Genomic DNA, 17108 nt, shown 5'->3' on the forward strand with positions numbered 1-17108 from the left:
TTTTGTTTCTACAATCAGAGGCATTAATGGAGAGTGTATATTTTGAAGACTTAAATTTAATTAATTTGTCATCTACCGAAAGTATAAAACTACCTAACTTTGTTAAATATAGTTGAATTTAAACTAAATGCACACGTGTCACCCATTTCCGCAAGGAGGCTCCCACTGTACCTGAAAGGTCAGCGGTCGAATGAGGAGTTAAAAACGTAGGCACGAAGTGACTTCCATAAACAGTCCCAGAGGCTCGAACGGTTTGTGCTGTAATCTCAGTACAGACTCTTCAGGGCTACTAAAAGCCCACACTGTATTTGGTATTCCGAATCAGTGTGGGTAGTTTACTTCCAATTCGCAATTGACAATGATAGTGCGTTTGGTGCGTCAACGCAGTTCAAACACTCGCCTATGCAAACACCCTTTCCCCGATTCCCAATCCCCTACATCTTGGTTCGCAATAATTGCACAAATGTATCGCTAACTGTATGGTCTTTCGTATCGGCGGCGTATTGGATTAATTTTTCTCGCAGTTGTTTAGCTTCATCTAACGGTAACAAGGTTGCTAACAAGAAGTAAACACCGCGAAATCGCGGATCGCCCATGTGGTCAATCAGACGCGCTTCTGCTTCCGTGTTGTTGCCGAGAAACTTTTGTACCAGGAAAAAGTCCATAATTTTATCATGGCGGAAGTAGTATTGTTTCTGAGCTTCGCCTTTGTCGTCTTTCCACTGGCGACTGACAACCATTTTGTATTTCGCGTCTTCCAGCGACATTAATACTTGGTAAAATTCCTCTGCTGGTAGGGCTTGTTGATCATGAAGCCGCATTTGATACACAGCTTCCGCAAATTTCTTGAGGGGAAATTCCTGATTCCATTCTTGCAGGTATTCTGCTGCGATAAATTTATACTGTTGCTCTTGCAGGTGAAACAAATCTGGCTGTTTACCTTGTGATAGCATCAGGGCAACCACTGTCAAATCCATCGGGTTGGAAAGAATGCGTTGAACTGCGGCTAATTCTTCGGAGGGTTGCTGGTTTTTAAGGATTTCTACTAAATATTTTTCGCAGGCTTTTTCATAATCAGCGCCTTGAACTTGGGCATTTTGGGGAATTCGCAGTTGGCGGGAAATCAAAAACTTGTGAATTTGTGTTTGTTCCAGGGGCTGTAAGTAATATATTTTGGCTGTTGAGGGGGGTATCCACTCTAGAGGTTGAGTCGTCATAATGATGTTACCCCGGAAATAGTACTCGACAAACTGGGTGATTTTTGCCCGTGTGTCGGCGGTGATTTCGTTGAGTCCGTCTATGCAGATATCAATGGCGCCACTATAAATGAGATTTTTCAGAAATTGGGCGTCTTGTGCTTGTCCGTGGAGTTTTTTCTGAATCGCTTCAATGACGCCATTGTCACACTTTTGGGCAGGCAAAAAAACTACAATGCGCTGGGAATGTTTCAGCAAATGCCGCAGAAACATTGATTTGCCCAAACCAGAATCGCCGATTAAGACAATTTGCCCGTTGATGCTGGGTAGTGCTTGGGTGATTGGGCGCATATCTGGCGACAGAAACCCCTCCCCTTCCCCTCCCCTTGCTAAGGGTGCCGTAAGGCGGGGTGGGGTACTTGGCGGAACCTTCACCAGAGATTCAGGAAAATAGGCTTTGTCTTGGAAATTATCTAACCCCGCATCTGCTAATAGGGAAAACTTAAACGGTTCAAACAACTTGCGGCGTAAAAACGGAACCCAAGTCAGGAGAAAGCCGACATAACCCACGCCCAAAATCCGGCGTACCCAGGGGTTCCAGAAGAAGATGGCTTGGACTTGGGGAAATTTGGGGTAGGCAAAAATCAGGGCGAGCCAAAAAACAATGTGAAACAGAATGGTATTTCTGGTATTTAATAACAATTGCCAACCCTTAATTTTATTGATTGCTTTCTGCATCGCATCCGCTTGCGTCGTGTATTCAGCAGCTTGGAGGTTTTTTTGGTGAGTCTGAAGTGAATTAACATCCTTAATTTGCCAATCAACTTTTTGGGCAACATTGGCTATTTTATCGGCTAAATCTTTTTGGAATCTTTCTAGCCCTGGGCTTCCTTGCCAAGCATCACGGAAGATTTCTAGTGTTTGCTTGCACTCTTGGTATTTTATTTGATCAGGAAGTGCTGGCGGATTGCCAACCCATTTCAGCAAAGTTTTTACATCTTCAGTACCGCCACCGAGGAAATAGGTTAAAAATCGCCAATATTCAAATTTTCCTTCATTCCCAAACTTTCCCTGATTTGGCTCATAGATATAGTTTAGAACTACAACAACCTCTGCCAACTCCAGTTGTCTCATACTCTTCAACGCCTCGGCTGCATCGCCACGAACTGAGGCGTCAACCTTTTGATCCTTGAGGAAGTTGAGAATATCAGGTGCATATTTAGCGGCTTGTTCCAAGTTCCCTAATACACTAGCTGCTTCCCTACGAACTTGTGCGTCAACTTTTTGATCCTTGAGGAAGTTGAGAATATCAGGTGCGTATTTAGCGGCTTGTTCCAAGTTCCTCAATGCACTGGCTGCACTAGCACGAACTTGTGCGTCAACTTTTTGATCCTTGAGGATGTTAGCCAAATCAGGTGTGTATTGAGCACCGACTTTTCCCAAGTTCCCTAATCCACTGGCTGCACTAGCACGAACTTGTGCGTCTTCCTTTTGATCCTTGAGGATGTTAGCCAAATCAGGTGCGTATTGAGCACCGGCTTTTCCCAAGTTCCCTAATCCACTGGCTGCACTGGCACGAACTTGTGCGTCAACCTTTTGATCTTTGAGGAAGTTAAGAATATCAGGTGCGTACTTAGTAGCTCCGGCTTGTCCCAAGTTCGTCAATGCCTCATAGGCTGCACTGGCACGAACTTGTGCGTCAACCTTTTGATCCTTGAGGAAGTCAAGAATATCAGGTGCGTATTGAGCACCGTCTTCTCCCAGATTGCCCAATGCACTGGTTGCTTGGTCACAAACTATTGTGTTAACCTTTTGATCTTTGAGGAAGTTAAGAATATCAGGTGCGTATTTAGCGGCTTGTTCCAAGTTTCCCAATGCTCTTGCTGCTTCGCAACGAACTAGTACGTCTGCCTTTTGATCCTTGAGGATGTTAGCCAAATCAAGTGCGTATTTCGCCCCAGCTTCTCCCAATTTCCCCAATGCATAGGCTACACTAGCACGAACTTGTACGTCTGCCTTTTGATCCTTGAGGATGTTAGCCAAATCAGGTGCGTATTTCGCCCCGGCTTCTCCCAATTTCCCCAATGCATAGGCTACACTAGCACGAACTAGTACGTCTGCCTTTTGATCCTTGAGGATGTTAGCCAAATCAGGTGCGTATTTCGCCCCGGCTTCTCCCAATTTCCCCAATGCATAGGCTACACTAGCACGAACTTGTGCGTCTTCCTTTTGATCCTTGAGGAAATTGAGAATATCAGGTACGTATTTCGCCTCGGCTTCTTTCAAGTTCTCCAATGCACTGGCTGCATTGCCACGAACGTCGGCGTTTACCTTTTCATCCTTGAGGAAGTTGAGAATATCAGGTGCGTATTTTGCCCCGGCTTCTCCCAAGTTGCCCAATGCATAGGCTGCACTGGCACGAACTTGTGCGTCTTCCTTTTGATCCTTGAGGAAGTTAAGAATATCAGGTGCGTATTTCGCCCCGGCTTCTCCTAAGTTGCCCAATGCACTGGCTGCACTGGCACGAACTGAGGCGTCTATCTTTTCATCCTTGAGGATATTAGCAGCTTTCTGGGCAATATCCTCGGTTTTCTTAATGTCTTGCAGCTTGTATTTACCTATTTGTTGCAAAGCATATCCCTTGACTTGCTCATGACCGTCATCAAGGGCAGATACAATACCGTTAATCTGCCAATCTTGCGGTTTCGGGGTTTCTTCAGCATTTACCCAAGCCAGAGAGAAGAGGAAAGAAAGGATGAAGGCTAAAGGATAAAGGATGAAAGGGGAAGGCTTTTTGGTTGGGCGGAGAGTGGTGAGCATGGGTGACAGAGCCAGGAAATGGGAGATACACTGCTGTCGGTCTAAGATTGGCTTAAGAAATAAATAATATTTTTAAGCAAACAGGAATATCCAGCCGAAAGCAAGGGCTGTATATTGTATTTCTCTTCATTTCCTGTGGGCAAGATTTCGGATGAGGTTTTATTAGTAGACATCTCCAGAAATGAGGTATCGACCCTGACTGCACAAGGGTTTTATATTCTTTTTAGGATATGTCTAGTGGATTTAATTAATGATTTGCGGTGCGTTATGGACAAATGTCCATAACGCACCCTACCAAGGTTTTGTAATTTTAAGTGATAATCCCCACGCTTCCGGTATCTAAATCATAACGACCACCGACGATTTTCAATTTACCAGACTGTAAGCGCTCAGATAACAGGGGCGATCGCTTTAACCGTTCAATTTGATAATGAACATTCGCTACAACAACTTTGTCAACCAGATCGCCGGATTGATCTTTGAACTTCTGCACAACTGGTTTAATTGCTTTGACAAAGGTGCTAATATCACCAGGTAACAATTCATTTTGGACGGCGGCGGTAACTGCTCCACATCGCTCATGACCTAATACCATCAGCAAAGGGGTATTTAACAAAGCAGCTGCATATTCAATACTGCCAGTTGCTTCCGGTGTGGCAATATTTCCCGCAATGCGAACATCAAAGATATCGCCGATACCCTGATCAAAAATAATCTCCGCCGGGACTCGCGAATCTGCACAACTTAAAATAGTTGCAAATGGATGTTGAGCTTGAGCAACTTCCTGTAACCGAGCCTGAGTTTGATCGGGATATTGGGGTTGATGCTTCACAAAGCGCTGATTTCCCGCCATCAGCTTTTGCAATGCAGCATCTGGATCAAGAGAAACAGGAGCCTTTGGGGGTAATTCGGCGGCTTGAACTTGTTCAATCTGCCATAATAAATCACCAGCAGTTACCACTAAACCAAATCCCCCAATTGCTCCCCACTTTAAAAAGTCACGACGTTCCATGAAACGCTTCCTTGCATGTACAGTTTTTTACAGCGACGCAACACATTTTAATGAGCGGATTTCCATGACATCTGAAACGTAACAGGTTCCGCCAAATTTATTAAGTACTGGTCTGATATTTTCTATGGCTGACTTGAGTTGTTCTGGCAGACAGAAAGCAATAATGTAAACATTATCAAGCATCGTCATGTCCAAATCTTCAGCCATTCCTCGTAATCCCTTACCAGCAACATTACGAATCACAATGTGACCATGGATACCTGATTTGTCCAAGCTCTCCAAGATTTTAGCCAGTTCAAAAGAGTTAGCAATAATTTCTATTTTTTTGACTAGGTGCATAACATTACCTCCAAAATAGGTTAATTCCGTAGAGATATAGCGGAATTCCCACAATAATGTTAAACGGGAATGTGACTGCTAAAGCAGTGGAAACGTACAGACTGGGATTTGCTTCTGGAACGGTTAATCGCATCGCTGCTGGGACAGCTATATAAGAAGCACTTGCACACAGCACAGCAAATAAAAGTGCATCTCCTTCAGCCATACCAATTACTTTGGCGATCGCTAACCCAATCACTGCATTGACGATGGGAATTAGTATGGCAAATGAGATCAGAAAAATTCCGGTTTTTTGCAAGTCTTTAATTCTTCTGGCTGCAACTAACCCCATATCTAATAAAAAGAAAGTGAGAACGCCATAAAACATTCCCTGAGTAAAGGGTTCTAAAACCTGCCAACCGTGTTCTCCTGTTAAGAATCCGATCACCAGACTACCAACTAAAAGAAAAACTGAACTATTGAGAAACGCATCTCTTAAAACTTCCGGCCAAGAAAAGTCCCGCTTACCATCAGTCGTGAATAAATTCACTAAAATCAAACCAACAATAATCGCTGGCGATTCCATCAGAGCCAAAGCTGCTACCATGTAGCCATCAAAAGTAATACCCAGTTCATTCAAAAAGGCGCTGGCTGTGATAAAAGTGACAGCACTGATAGAGCCATAAGTGGCTGCAACAGCTGCTGCATCGTAAGTATCCAGTTTCAGCTTCAGAATAAAAAACGTATAAATCGGTACAGCGCAAGCCATCAGCATTGCGGCGAAAAGCGTCAGTACTACTTCTTGGGTGACGCCGCTTTTGATGAGTTCAACCCCTCCCTTAAAACCAATCGCAAACAGCAGATAAAGCGAAAAAAGTTTGGGTATGGGTGCAGGAATTTCCAAATCAGACTTGACAAAAACAGCAGTCATCCCCAGGAAAAAAAACAAGACTGGTGGATTCAGGATGTTGGATACGATCAAATTGGCATCCATGTCCATCTCTCCTTATGCTGATGAAACTCGATATTTAAAAAACTTTGCATTGAAACAAACTTACACAACCATTAAGCTTTGTGTATCGTGTATTCCCACCTAATGTCAACCGATTTTGGATTTTGGATTTTGGATTGACCCCATAGGTAAATCTGATGTCAACCGATTTTGGATTTTGGATGAGTGGCTCGATTCCACAGATAAATCTGGGGGATTGTACCCTGCTCGGAATTATCGGTCAAATGTCTCCACATAAGTCTTCTTGATGAGTGCTAAAGTCATATAGCATAAGTCCGTTAAAACTGACTCAAACACTGTCCAGTCAGATTTCTCTGACTTGAGCTATTACCCCACACTCCCCAATCCCCGATCTCCAATCTCTAAAAATGGGCAATTCTGTTAATTTTTCCACTGGTAATTCTTTGATCCGAGCGATACACACTGCTGTCAAAGGTAGAGCTAGATATAAGGTAAGTGGATTGTATGATTCACCAAGTTTCAAAACATACCTGGAATCTAAATTATCAGAGGAAAAAATTGTTACACAAGTTCGTGCTAATCCTGTGACTGGAAATGTGCTAGTGCTTTTTGATCCTGAGATTATTGCAGATGCGATCGCCTGGCTTATCCAAGAAATTGTCGTAGATTACAGCAAACAGAACAGAAAACTAGCTCAAAACAAGAATTTACCTATTTTGACGACACCTGTGCAGAAACAATTAAAAAAAGCAGGTAGTGAGCTTGCTTTGGTTTCGGGGACTATTTCCATTCTTATTTTAAGCACCGTATTGCTACATAGATATAAGCTAGACGAAGTAATTTTACTAACAATTCAAAAATTGCATACGCCAGTTTTAAATCGGATCATGCTTAGTATCACTTTTTTAGGTGATCCGCTTTTTTTACTGTTGCTTTGTCTGGGATTGGCAACTAAATCAGTATACAATCAACGTTCTGGAGAAGCAACCAGCTTGGGTATGGCCGCAGTTGGTGCGATCGGCTTGAATATTTTCCTCAAAGAACTATTTTGTAGAGCGCGTCCAGCATTGTGGGATCATCTGGTAAATGTGGGTCACTACAGCTTTCCTAGCGGACACGCTATGGTATCAATGGTGATTTATGGTTTTATTGGTTACACCTTAGCCAAGCAATTTCCTCAACATAAACGGCTGATTTTTACTTTGACTGCTGGCTTAATTAGTGCGATCGGTTTGACCAGGTTGTATCTCGGTGTACACTGGCCTACTGATGTGTTGGTTGGCTATGCAGCAGCTTTAGTATGGCTGGCTGTATGTGTTGAAAAAATGAAAATAGGGGAAAAGTTGGCGTTTGTCGGTTATGGCGATTTACAAACAGAAATACTTTAAATTTTTGGACATGTAGAGACGTTGCAGTGCAACGTCTCTACAGTGTTTAAATGTCAATCGATTTGTCTTATCCGAACGGGAGCATCCCAAATGTTCAAAAAACCCGCCTGTGATTGAAATCGCTAACGGTTTAAACCCAAGCGCGGTATATTGAAAAAATTGGGATGCTCCCTATCCGAACCGTATTGGGTGTGGTGTTGGCGAACACCGATGCACATAGATAAACACTGATAAAGCTCTACTTCATCCAAATATTGTCACTCACTGTTGAGTGTTGATTGTGGCTTCTAATGGTTATTCAACTCTGGCGCGGAGTGCAGGATTTACAAATAAAGTTCTAAATGCAGCTTGTCGCTTGTCTGGTGGTTCGGGTGCATATTCCCACAGGCTTTCGTAATAAAAGAAAGCTACACCTAAACCGCGTTCTTGGGCGGCTCGTACCTGGGAATTAATTTGTTGTATCGGCACTGGATTATTTCGCAACCCTGTCATAATACCAATGCCAGTTGGTATTTTTTGTTGTGAGAGTTGAATTTCAGGACGGGAAATCTTGGCGACGAAACTTTGCAAATTGGAACGATAAACTTGCATGATTAGCTCATCAACAATATTTTGATCGAGCCAAGCTAGCCAATCTTGCAACTGGAATTTATAAGCAAAGTCGTAGTAGTTGGGGGAAACAGAGAAAATTGCTCCAGGTTTTCTGGCTTTGACAGCTTGATTGAGTTGTACCATAAAGGCTGTGATTTTATCTGCCCGCCAGCGCATCCATGCTTGATCTTCAGGATTACTAGGTGGGTTCTTTTTAGTTTCCTGAGTATACAAGGCAGTTGTATATTTATCGTAGCCAAATTCGCGGGGTAAACTCATGTGATCGTCAAACTGAATACCATCGACATCGTATTGAGTGACGATTTCCACCACGAGATTAGTGATAAATTCTTGGACTTTGGGATGAAAGGGATTAAGCCACATCACCTCACCCGCAGCACTGATAGAAGTTTGGCTACCATCCTTTTTTTGGGTAAACCAATCTGGATGATTCATGGCTAATTCCGACATCTGGGGGGCCATGAAACCAAACTCAAACCAGGGAATCACAAGCAGTCCCTTGCGATGGGCTTGGTTAATTAAGTCTGCTAAGATATCATGTCCGTCTGAGCCTCGCAATACAAAGGGTTGAATACCTTCGCGTTTAGCAACGGCGCTGGGATACATGACATAACCAGAATTCCACACCACAGGATAGATGGTGTTAAAGTTCAAATCCCGTAATTGGCTAACGGCATTTTCGACTTTGGCACGATCTTTAAGAGTGTTAAAGTCATTGTTGGTCATCCACACACCACGAATTTCCTGACGAGGAACCTGTGCTGTTGCGAAGTTAAGGTTGCTACCTAAAGATACCGTCAAGAATGATATTAAAAAAAGTAGTGGGAGAAGAAATTTCAGCGATCGCCTGCCAAGAGGCCACCAACTATGATATTTGTGTGATTTTTTATCTACCCACATGTGCGATCGTCTGCTTGGTTGATGAAATTTACTAGCCATCGTGTCTACGAACTGGTTAATCAGTAGTTGTTCATTCCGTGCGAATCGAGTTACTGCTCGTCTTGTGAAACTGAAGCAGACTTAGCACAGTGAAATAGTTGACGCAGCTACTAGCTCAGTAGTGCCTAGTATCACTTTCGCATAAAGGGGAAATACTTAATCCAGGCATAAGTTTATTCAATGTATTAAATTATTTAATAATGAATTTTGGAAGAACTTTTTATTTAGATTCAGTAAACAGCGAACTCATCGAAGAATTTCAACCCCGTCACTCGACTCACTGAATAACTGACAACTGTAACATGTATAACCAAAAACTTTTTCTACCAACAATGGGTTGTGGAACTTGGGCCTGGGGCAATCGGCTGCTGTGGGGATACGATGAAAGTATGGATCACCAATTACAAGCAGTTTTTAACCTTTGCGTGAGTAATGGTGTAACTTTATTTGATACGGGTGACTCTTACGGAACGGGGAAATTAAATGGTCGTAGTGAGTTACTTTTGGGAAAATTTACTCAAGAATATCAAGGTATAAATAAAGAAAATATTTGCATTGCTACAAAACTTGCTGCTTATCCTTGGAGATTAACACGCCAATCGATGGTGCGAGCTTGTCAAGCTTCTGCTGAACGCTTGGGAAAAAATGTAGATTTAGTACAAATGCACTGGTCTACAGCTAATTATGCTCCTTGGCAAGAAGGAGCGCTGTTGAATGGTTTAGCGGATCTCTATGAGCAAGGTTTGGTTAAAGGAGTAGGTTTATCTAATTTCGGCTCGAAACGGCTCAAACAGGTGCATAAAAAATTTGCAGAACGAGGAATACCAATTGCGACTCTGCAAGTTCAATACTCATTATTATCTACTTATCCTGTCACCCAACTGGGGATTAAAGAGGTTTGTGACGAACTGGGGATTAAATTAATTGCTTACAGTCCTTTGGCGTTGGGAATATTAACAGGTAAATATTCTGAGCAAGGCCCGTTTCCCAAAGGTATCCGGGGACTATTATTTAGGCAGTTATTACCAGGAGTGCGATCGCTTTTAGAGTGTTTGCAAGCGATCGCTCAATCTCGAAATAAAACTATGTCCCAAGTAGCTCTCAACTGGTGCATTTGCAAAGGAGCAATTCCCATCCCAGGAGCCAAGAGTGCAGAACAGGCGCAAGATAATATTGGTGCTTTAGGTTGGTTACTCAACTCTCATGAGATTGCACAACTGGACACAGCTGCTGCAAATACAGATAAAAAAATGGTACAGAATATTTTTCAGACGAAATAGGGGGACAAGGGAGAGAATAAACACCAATTACTAATGACCGATGACCAATTACTACTAACTACATATAGCTAGTATTAGAAACTTTTTGAATTTCTTCTTTAATGCTATCGATATCAATAAAACAGTCGGCATAGTTAATTAGACTTTCGCTAGTCATTGAGTGCAAACTGACAATTTCTACTCTCACTCCTTTATAGGAAACTGCATTGACAGCGTAAGCTAAGTCTCCATCTCCGCTCACTAAAACCACAGTGTCGCAATGGGAAGCCAAAGTCAGCATGTCTACAGCAATTTCTACTTCTAAATTGGCTTTTTTAGAACCGTCAGGAAACTGAACTACATCTTTGGTTACTACACGATATCCATTACGACGCATCCATAACAAAAAACCCTGTTGTTTGTCGTTGGTGCGGTCAACTCCACTATAAAAGAAAGCACGCAGCAATTTGCCGTCTTTTACGAGATGAGAAAGTAGTTTGGAGTAATCAATTTCGATCCCTAATTGCAAAGCTGCATAAAACAGGTTGGAACCATCAATCAAAACAACTATACGACCGCGATTTGAAATGTTACAAATAGCACTTTCTTCCGAAAAATCTGGTATTTCAATGTCTGTATCTTGATTATCTATCTGGGTAAAATTTTGTTCATGATATGGGGATGGATGTCGCAATGCTTGATTTTGATTGTTTTTTTTATTAAAGTTAGTAATGTTAGTCATTATTGCCTCTATATAAAAATTCAAGAATTTTATTGATATTGCAGCCAGTGGCAGGCTATATTTATCACAATCAGAGTAAAATAGGTTATTCTGCAAGCAATTTTATTTTTTTGCCGCATGAGTTTCCCCGACCAGGTAAAACGAGAATAAACCCTTGGTCATATTATTACTTTCTAGTGAAAAATCATAGCTCATTATTAAGTAATCCGTGCCGGATTTAAGTTGGCAGGAAAGTTTTTAAATTTTCTAACTAGCAATTAAATCATTTTTATAACGTGTATGTTTGAATTCAACCTAATTATGTTAGATTTCTGATTTTACAGAAAAAGGTGTAAGGACGTGTTTTTTAGGAGTCCATACCCTACACCTATGCACTTTTAATAAGATTTGCATAAGCAAGACTCTTCACTTTTGTTCCCCGTCTCCCCTCCCATCTCAAATAACTTTACCTTAAGGAAACTGTATTACATCTATTTTTACTGCTGCGGTCGAATTCTTGCTGGTAATAATGGGTCAAATTGTTGCTCTGGTGCAGGTGTAGGATTGAGAAATTCGCGCCAACTACGAATTTGTTCTTGTGCAGCATCATAAGCAGCCGAATTGCGTGGAATTAGCTTGGCTGTTTCAATTGCTCTGGAAATATCAGACTCACCTTGAGAGCGTGCTATATCCAATATTTGCTGACTCCATTGATCGATCGCAATGCTCGTATCACTACTTAAAATATTACTACGAGGCACGCGATTGGCTAATCTAATTGCCTCTGCTAGAGCTTGGGGAGTACCAGTTAATGCCACTTCTCGCGCTCTCTTCCAGTTTTCTCGTGCGCGAATTTGCGATCGCCAATCATCTATAGCGGCTTGTGCTTCACCAGATAGCGCCCTACCTGAAGCTATTTGTTGAGCAACGTTAATAGCAGCCGGAAGGTTCCCACTCCTAGCTAGTTCTCGCGCTTGATCCAAATAAGGTTGGTCTTCTATACGCTCTATCTTCGCTGTCCAAGTGGCAATTTTCCGGCGTGCTTCTCTATATAATGCTCGTCCTCGACGAATTTGGTTAGCTTCAGCGATCGCTGCTTGCAAAGAGTTGGTATCTTCTAACAAAGCGATTTCTTCAGCGCGTTCTAAATAAGGTCTATCTTCGATAGTCTGTATTTGACCAACCCAACCATTGATTTCTGCTCTTGCTTCTTCCCCGCGCGGGTTGTTCTGAGGAACTTGTTGTGCTTCGGCAATAGCTGCTGTTAAATCATTGATTGTTCCTTGACTCGCCAGTGTCCGTGCTTTTTCAAGTTTAGAGACATCTTCAATTTCCAGTTGCCAAAAGGCAATTAACTGTTGTGCTTTGTCGTAGACTGCTCTTGATGGGTCAATTTGTTGAGCTTGGCTAATTGCTGTCTCTAAACCTGCAACAGTACCAATCCAAGCATTTCTTTGAGCTTCGGCGATCGCAACGAAGTCCTCTGTTTCTGACTGTAACCCTGTACTCAAAGGAATTTGTTGAGCAATAGAGATGGCTTGATCGGCATCACGATCATCTAGTCTTTTCTGTGCCAACTCTAGCATTGTCCGTCCAAATTGGGGAATTGCTTCTTGAGCTTTTTGATAAACGTAACTTTCCTTTTGGATTGATTCTGCAATTTTAATCGCTTTGAGTAAATTATCTATGCTACGGCTTTGGGCGAGATTTTCTGCTTTTGCCAGTTTCTCGCCATCCTCTCGTGCGGTTGTAATCAATCTATTTAATTGATCGTATTTGATACTTGACCAATATTTATTATCTACTCGTAGTAATTTAGCAGCAGCCATAAATGCGTCGTGCCAGTGCTGTTCGCGCATTTCATTTTCTGCTTGTTGGTAAATACCTTCTGCTTCTGACCAAATTTTCTCCCAATCGGTAATTTGCTCTCTGACTAATTTATGAGCAGCCATGTCTTCAGGGATTTGTCTAGCAGTGGCGATCGCTTGCTCTAATTTGCCTTGTTGGAAACTTTCATCAGCTAACTTTAAAATATCGCGTGACCATTGTTCTAGGAGACGGTCTATTTCTGATCGCAAAGGATGGCTTTCTGGTAACTGTTTCACCAGGGCGATCGCTTGCAGTAAGTCTTTGACAGTTTGCTTAGAAGCGGCTAGTTGAGCGCAATGTAAGCGTACTGATGCACTAGCCAAAGGCCAAAAAATAGATGGACAATTTGGGGCAGATGGCAACTTTAACAGCATTGAGGTTGCCATAAATGCTATACTTCCGGGTACTAATGTTAACACTAGCGCCCACAAAACCCAGCTTTTTAACCAGCGTGGCACTTTTCCAGAACCACGACCACTGGGAGGTAGTTGTTCATAAGTGTTTGGTTTTGACTGCTTCACAGACTTGGAGCTAGAGTCGGCAGGTGGTACACCAGACATTTTAGTCTCATTTAATTGCCCTGAGCGGGATAATCTTGTCGTTATATCTGGCTCTCTGGCTTTGCCTAGTGACCAACTTTCTGGAATATCCCGTTCTGTCATCTCTCACACCAAAGTAGTTTAATAGCGATTTGCTCTGAATCGCAACTATGCTGTTGCCATGGTAACTTTCTCACCAAGAAAAATCTACCTCTTGCATCGTTCTATCTCCATAGATATCATTACTACCCTCTCAATCCAGGATGATTTTATACGTTTATCTGGTAGCAGATGATTCTGCTTGCAAATCAACGATTAATTGAGCTAAATGGTCACTACTTGCCTGGTAAACTGTGCCACAAAAATCACAAGTTGCCTCTGCGCCATTATCTTTTATAATCATGTCTTGCAATTCTTCTTCTCCCAACATTTTCAGCGCTCCTAAAACCCGATCAAAAGAGCAAGCACAGTGGAAACGTAGCATTTGAGTTTCGGGAAATAACGACACTCCCATATCTCCCAGCAAGTCTTGAAAAATTTCTGTTAAAGACTTACCAGCTTGCAGCAGAGGTGTAAACCCGCTTAAAGCTGCAACTCGTGATTCTAAAGTTTCTATTAAAGCTTCATCCCTAGCTGCTTTAGGCAAAATTTGTACTAGTAGACCACCTGCTGCGGTCACTCCACTTGGTTCTACAAATACACCTAATACTAACGCTGAAGGCGTCTGTTCTGATGTTACCAGGTAATGAGCCACGTCATCTCCTATTTCACCAGAAACAAGTTCAACGGTACTAGAGTAGGGGTAGCCGTAACCAATATCGCGTACTACATAAAGAAAGCCATCACCAACTGCACCACCGACATCTAACTTGCCTTTAGCATTGGGGGGTAGTTCCACCGCCGGGTTGCCTACATAGCCACGCACTGTGCCATCTAGACCTGCATCTATGAGTATACCACCCAAAGGACCATTACCTTTGACTCGGATATTGACCCTAGAGCCAGTTCGCTTCATGCTGGATGCCATCAACAAGCCAGCTGTCATAGTCCGACCCAAGGCAGCTGTTGCTACATAAGACATCTGATGGCGCTGGAGTGCTTCTTCTGTCAGACGAGTAGTGATTGCACCGACTGCACGAATTCCACCATCGGCTGCTGTAGCGCGAATTAATTGATCCGCCATGAAAATCCTTACATTTCTTTACAAATTTACTTTCTTTATTTTAAATTCATAGCTTGATCAAAAGTGACTAAATATGTAAAACAAAGATGATAATAACCGTACCAACCACAAGTGACTTTCCCTCTTTCCCTCGTCCCTTGCAATTAGATATTTTTGACTTGGAAAAGTTCCTAAGTGTGCGATCGCTACCTCTGGCAGATGCATGTCAAACTAAAGAAAAAGCGATCACCTTAACAATGCTAGGTAATTTTCAAAAAACTCAACTCAGAATAGAAATAGAAGCACCAGCAACTGCTATTAGTGACAGTCTGCTGCGTCCTGCACAACTAGAAAAATGGCTAGTATCTGGTCGTCTTTCCACCGGAATGCCAGAACAATTACATCCAGGATTTCAGTTTACAACTCGATTTGGTCCAGTCGCAATTCACCATCAAGTCGATGTCGCAGATTCCAATCGTCTGCGCTTAATCCTAAGTCAAGGAATTGATGGTTTTCACGAATGGTACTGGGGAGAAGGTTGGGTACAATCTCGCCTAGAAGGAATCTCAATTTTGCCACTTGCTTTAGGACAAAGTTTAAATTTACTAAGTTTGCGTCAATTTTTAGCAAAAAAATAAGTTTATAGGTTGTTGTTTGCTGTTTATAAAAACCAACAACCAACAACCAGCTAGTAACTATAGCAGTTCTCATTTGAATCAAATACACCGCCACAAACAATGTAGAGACGTTACATGTAATGTCTGGGCGCAGCGTACTGCACACAACCGAGAAGCGCTATAAATTACGAAGCACCCTTCAATTCAGCTGTGCGAATTGATAATTGCTGTGTCTGATTTCCGCGTTGGACTTTCACCTGTAACACCTGGCCGATGCGAGTGTCTTCCACAAGATTTTGCAACTGTTCAGCACTAGTAATTCCTTGTCCATCGATTTGGGTGATCACATCTCCGCGTCGGATACCTGCTGTAGCAGCTGGAGAATTAGGTAAAACCCGCATGACCAAAACTCCGTTTACTTCTGGAATGAGGAACTGAGAATTGGGATCATTGTTGCTTTCTTTGGCTAACTCGGATGTGAGACTTACCATTTGCACACCCAAGTAAGGATGAACGACTTTACCACCGCGTTGCAGTTGAGCTGTGATTTGTTTGGCTTTGTCGATGGGAATAGCAAAACCAATCCCCATTGCATCAGCACGAATTGCTGTGTTAATACCGATGACTTCACCTCGATCATTTAACAATGGTCCCCCAGAGTTTCCAGGGTTAATTGCAGCATCAGTTTGAATAAAGTCCAAACGTTTGTCAGGGATACCAACTTGGGCGCTAGAACGTCTGAGGGTGCTGACAATTCCCAAGGTGACGGTGTTGTCAAATCCCAAGGGATTACCAACTGCGATCGCCCAGTCTCCGACTTGGACATTAGAAGAAGAACCCAAAGGCGCTACAGGCAAATCACCACCAGCGTTAATCTTAACTATAGCCAAATCGGTGACTTCATCCACACCTTGGACTTTGCCCTCAAAAGTGCGTCCATCTTTAAGGCGGACTGTGACTTTATCAGCATTATCCACCACGTGAGCATTAGTCATAACAAAGCCACTTTTGTCAATAATGAAACCAGAACCTAAACCGCGTAATTGTTCCGGGGGTAACTGTTGGGGTAAAGTTTCACCAAAGAACCTGCGGAAAAACGGGTCATCATAAATATCAGGTAGACGACGGGTAACTGTACGCTCAGTATCAATCCGCACTACAGCCGCACCCACACGATTCACCGCCGCAGTCACAAAACTGCTGTTACCAATAGCTGCTGTTGCTGGTGATTGCTTTTGAGCAATAAGTTGTGATGTGTCATTTGTCACTTGTTTAGGTGCTGGGTCAGCTTGGGAAGGTGACACTTGGAGAGTGCCAACAGTTAGTACAACTCCTAAAATTATGGCTAATACATGGGTTCCGAGTTGTCGAATAGACCTGGGTAGTTGGGAGAATCGCATAACCACAACCTTGATTTTTCAGTCTAGTTAATTACGTAATCGTGACAGTTTTCTCTAAAATTATTGTTGCAGATTTAATGATAAACCTTACTTTTTGTTTATCTTGACCAGGACTTACGCAACTACACCCGGATTTCTCACAAGTGGGTGGGGAGTGTGGGGGGTTCTACGCACTCTTCAAATTCACGTTCTCACAAAAATTGTTTGTTCTCATCCATAGAGAACATCAAAGCGTTTGTTCAATACGTTTCAACGTTGCTTATTAACCTTTCTCCATCCATAG

At 42.5% G+C, this 17108-nt stretch carries 13 protein-coding genes; 4 read left to right on the plus strand and 9 right to left on the minus strand.

Annotated elements, in window-relative coordinates:
- Positions 1-434: 434 nt before the first annotated feature.
- From AC5JMK_RS03515 to AC5JMK_RS03530, 4 genes are all read right to left on the minus strand, one after another.
- Entirely contained in the window at positions 435-4016 is a 3582-nt protein-coding gene (locus AC5JMK_RS03515; protein WP_495909394.1) for a HEAT repeat domain-containing protein, read from the minus strand.
- A gap of 310 nt (positions 4017-4326) precedes the next feature.
- Positions 4327-5028: a carbonic anhydrase gene (locus AC5JMK_RS03520; RefSeq protein WP_096675975.1), complete on the minus strand. Its 702-nt coding sequence runs from the start codon at positions 5026-5028 to the stop codon at positions 4327-4329.
- A gap of 27 nt (positions 5029-5055) precedes the next feature.
- Positions 5056-5367 (minus strand): P-II family nitrogen regulator, encoded by a 312-nt coding sequence (locus AC5JMK_RS03525; protein WP_096675974.1) that lies wholly within the window; start codon positions 5365-5367, stop codon positions 5056-5058.
- Between the two features lie 4 nt (positions 5368-5371).
- Positions 5372-6340 (minus strand): sodium-dependent bicarbonate transport family permease, encoded by a 969-nt coding sequence (locus AC5JMK_RS03530; RefSeq protein ID WP_096675973.1) that lies wholly within the window; start codon positions 6338-6340, stop codon positions 5372-5374.
- A 386-nt stretch (positions 6341-6726) separates the two neighbouring features.
- Here AC5JMK_RS03530 and AC5JMK_RS03535 point away from each other — a divergent pair, with 386 nt between their 5' ends.
- Complete coding sequence (locus AC5JMK_RS03535; RefSeq protein ID WP_495909395.1) at positions 6727-7707, plus strand: phosphatase PAP2 family protein; 981 nt, start codon at positions 6727-6729, stop codon at positions 7705-7707.
- 294 nt (positions 7708-8001) lie between these two features.
- Here AC5JMK_RS03535 and AC5JMK_RS03540 read toward each other — a convergent pair whose 3' ends face one another.
- Complete coding sequence (locus AC5JMK_RS03540; RefSeq protein WP_096678961.1) at positions 8002-9129, minus strand: glycoside hydrolase family 10-like protein; 1128 nt, start codon at positions 9127-9129, stop codon at positions 8002-8004.
- Between AC5JMK_RS03540 and AC5JMK_RS03545 the strand changes: the two genes are divergently transcribed.
- Entirely contained in the window at positions 9123-9254 is a 132-nt protein-coding gene (locus tag AC5JMK_RS03545) for a hypothetical protein (RefSeq protein ID WP_495909399.1), read from the plus strand. The genes AC5JMK_RS03540 and AC5JMK_RS03545 overlap by 7 nt on opposite strands.
- Positions 9255-9560: 306 nt before the next feature.
- Complete coding sequence (locus AC5JMK_RS03550; RefSeq protein ID WP_096675971.1) at positions 9561-10538, plus strand: aldo/keto reductase; 978 nt, start codon at positions 9561-9563, stop codon at positions 10536-10538.
- A gap of 58 nt (positions 10539-10596) precedes the next feature.
- On the opposite strand, the gene AC5JMK_RS03555 is transcribed toward AC5JMK_RS03550, so the two are convergent.
- The 3 genes from AC5JMK_RS03555 to hslO all read right to left on the minus strand — a co-directional run bounded on the left by AC5JMK_RS03555 (position 10597) and on the right by hslO (position 14829).
- Complete coding sequence (locus tag AC5JMK_RS03555) at positions 10597-11259, minus strand: LabA-like NYN domain-containing protein (protein ID WP_096675970.1); 663 nt, start codon at positions 11257-11259, stop codon at positions 10597-10599.
- Between the two features lie 476 nt (positions 11260-11735).
- On the minus strand, positions 11736-13769 hold the full coding sequence (locus tag AC5JMK_RS03560) for a coiled-coil domain-containing protein (protein WP_495909396.1): 2034 nt from the start codon (positions 13767-13769) through the stop codon (positions 11736-11738).
- 154 nt (positions 13770-13923) lie between these two features.
- Complete coding sequence (hslO, locus tag AC5JMK_RS03565) at positions 13924-14829, minus strand: Hsp33 family molecular chaperone HslO (protein ID WP_096675968.1); 906 nt, start codon at positions 14827-14829, stop codon at positions 13924-13926.
- Between the two features lie 236 nt (positions 14830-15065).
- Between hslO and AC5JMK_RS03570 the strand changes: the two genes are divergently transcribed.
- A complete protein-coding gene (locus AC5JMK_RS03570; RefSeq protein ID WP_096678959.1) occupies positions 15066-15446 on the plus strand; it encodes a hypothetical protein in 381 nt (126 codons plus the stop codon).
- Between the two features lie 164 nt (positions 15447-15610).
- Here the strand turns inward: AC5JMK_RS03570 and AC5JMK_RS03575 are convergent, their stop codons facing one another.
- Positions 15611-16825 (minus strand): HhoA/HhoB/HtrA family serine endopeptidase, encoded by a 1215-nt coding sequence (locus AC5JMK_RS03575; RefSeq protein ID WP_096675967.1) that lies wholly within the window; start codon positions 16823-16825, stop codon positions 15611-15613.
- Between the last annotated feature and the right edge of the window lie 283 nt (positions 16826-17108).

It is taken from the genome of Pelatocladus sp. (assembly GCF_059505505.1).